Source organism: Prosthecobacter sp. (assembly GCF_044373815.1).
Lineage (GTDB): Bacteria > Verrucomicrobiota > Verrucomicrobiia > Verrucomicrobiales > Verrucomicrobiaceae > Prosthecobacter.
Window position 1 is genome coordinate 1 of the sequence record NZ_JBIPNG010000684.1, and the last position, 2,676, is coordinate 2,676.

At 56.5% G+C, this 2,676-nt stretch carries 2 protein-coding genes; one reads left to right on the forward strand and one right to left on the reverse strand.

All coding sequences use genetic code 11. The annotated features are described in order from the left end of the window. The first annotated feature begins 207 nt into the window (after positions 1-207). Positions 208-1,503, forward strand: coding sequence for a Y-family DNA polymerase (locus tag ACIREA_RS30245; RefSeq protein WP_397386036.1), 1,296 nt, complete (start codon positions 208-210; stop codon positions 1,501-1,503). 81 nt (positions 1,504-1,584) lie between these two features. Here ACIREA_RS30245 and ACIREA_RS30250 read toward each other — a convergent pair whose 3' ends face one another. After that, positions 1,585-2,412: a PEP-CTERM sorting domain-containing protein gene (locus tag ACIREA_RS30250; protein WP_397386037.1), complete on the reverse strand. Its 828-nt coding sequence runs from the start codon at positions 2,410-2,412 to the stop codon at positions 1,585-1,587. Positions 2,413-2,676 lie beyond the last annotated feature (264 nt).

Genomic DNA, 2,676 nt, shown 5'->3' on the forward strand with positions numbered 1-2,676 from the left:
CAGGGGACCGGGGGGGCCGGAGCCTCCCGGCGCAGACCCGGGCGCGCTAGCAGATGCGGGCTGCATACCTCATCATTTATGGAAATTATAACCCCATCAACTCAGCATTGGTAAGAAGCATGTAAGACGGCTTGAATCAGATTTTAGCTTAATCTGAATAATGTTCTATTGAACAGTTATTGATTTGAGCGAGAGTTGGATCCGCCAATGCCTGCTGCTCGTGCCATTACTGATTCCCAACCGCTCGTAGACTGGCTGTTTCTCGACCTAAATAGCTACTTCGCAAGCGTGGAGCAGCAGTTGCACCCGGAACTGCGGGGGAAGCCGATCGCAGTGGTGCCGGTGGATTCGGACGCGACTTGTGCGATAGCGGCCAGCCATGAGGCCAAGAAGTTTGGAATCAAGACGGGCACCAACATCGGCGAGGCAAGACGGCGCTGCCCGGAACTCATCACCGTGATGGCGGGGCACGATGTGTATGTAGAATTTCATCACAAGATCATTGAGGAGGTGGAGCGGCATTTCCCGGTACATGTGATTTGCTCAATCGACGAGATGGCCTGCAAACTGGATGCACCGCGTCGCCGACTGGATGCAGCAATGGATCTAGCCCGACGCATCAAGCAGGGACTGCGGGAGCGGGTGGGCGAGTGCATCACCTGCTCCGTCGGTCTGGCACCAAACCGCTTTCTGGCAAAGGTGGCCAGCGACATGCAGAAGCCTGATGGGCTGGTGGTGCTGCTGCAGGAAGAACTGCCGGGACGGTTGCTGGAGCTGGAGTTGAGCGATCTGTGCGGGATCGGCCGCCGCATGGAGCCGCGCCTGCATGCCTGCGGCATTCGTACGATGGAGGATCTATGGGCAGCAGGACGCGAGACCCTTCACCGGGCATGGGGTGGTGTGGGCGGGGATCGGTTCTGGCATGGTCTGCATGGCGGCACGACGGAGGATGACGTTCCACCAGCACACCGCACCATCGGACACAGTCATGTGCTGGCCCCCGAACTGCGCACACCACCCGCCGCAGGCATTGTGGCACGCAGACTGTTACTGAAGGCTGCGAGCCGGCTGCGCCGCATGAAGTACCGCGCCAGGCATCTCCACCTGAGTGTGCGCACCGAGAACGGGCCGCGCTGTGAAGCACAGGCGAAGTTTGAGGAGGGATCCGACAGCATCGTGCTGGCACGGGTGCTGGCAGATCTGTGGCAGAAGGTGATGAAGCAGGCGCGCTGGCAGCGGGTGAAAAAGGTCTCGGTGACCCTGTTTGGTCTGGTGGCCGAGACATCCCCGCGACAGCTCGAACTTTTCGAGGCTTCGGGCGCATCGGCTCCCAAAGAACAGCGAGAACAGCGAGAACAGCTCAGTCGTGTGCTGGATGAGATCAATCAGAAGTTCGGCCGCGATTCCGTCGTGATCGGTTTCACTCCTGACACCGTGCGCACGTTTTCGGGCACCAAGATCGCCTTCACACGCATTCCAGACCGCGAAGAGTTCAAGGAGTAGATCCTGATGAAGTGAGGGCACAAAAAAGCCGTGGGAGACTCTCCCACGGCTCAATTTGAAGGACTTGATCGAAAAGACCGGTCACTTCGAGCTAACCAAGTCCCGGGTGCGGCGGCGTGTGATGATCAGGGTGCCGAGGCCCGCACTCAGAATGAGAAAGGCGGAGCCTGGCTCAGGAATCGAGGCGCATTCGCAGCCATTCACAGCAACGAGGAAATAAGGGTCGCTATTGACGGCCATCGGGCTGCCTGCGCCATTGTGGGTGTCTGCAGCCAGCGTGAAGCCGGAAACCAGCACACCGGGGCCGACCAAGGCGTCCAGACTGAGCTTCCAAAGGTCAGTCTTGGCGATTGGATCCAGACTGGTCAGGAGGCTCACGGCATGGCTTGCCAGAATGTCCGCAGTGGAGAAGTTGCCGAGCAGCAAATTGCCGATGCCGTAGATGGAGATGGTCGGGGCCACCTTGCTGGGGTCGGCATCGGTCGAGTATTCGTTGAGGTCGAAGTCTCCCAAAGTTGCGGACAGGCCGTGGCTCGATACCAGTTGATCGAAAACAATGTTCAGGCCGGTGGAGGCGGTCTGGATACCGGGGGCACAGCTCGCATCGTAGAGGCCGATGCCAAAGTCCGTCAGTATGCCGTAAGCGTTCTGATAGCGGACGCCGAAACCACCCTGGAAATCAAAGTTCACATTTGGATTGGCCCCTGCCGAAGTTCCACCATCCAAAGTGAGAGGAGTGAGATTTTGCAGTGCCGTGATGCTGTAGTTTTCGCCAGCCGGGGCATAGGGCTGATTCAGTTCAATGGTTGATGCGGAGAAACCAAGGCTGGTAAAAGCGAGCAGCATGGCCGCAGCAGCAGCCGAAATGGGCTTACGCTGCAGCTGATGGGCAGAGGATGGCGTTTTCATGGTCGAAAAGGTTAGCAATAATGACACGCAAATTAGGTTCACTGAACCTAAGTGGATGCCACTCCATAAATTAAAATTGAAACAATTCTCTGTAAAGCGTTTCAATTATGAATTTTTCAATTAATTATGCTTAAATGGTTGGAGTGCTGAATGAAATGGTGGCGACTTTGCAAATCACTTACAATAATTTACTCAGTTATGACATCTATGAAAAAATCATGACACCTCGAAATGAGGGGGCTTTTCGGAGGGCATGTGGTCACC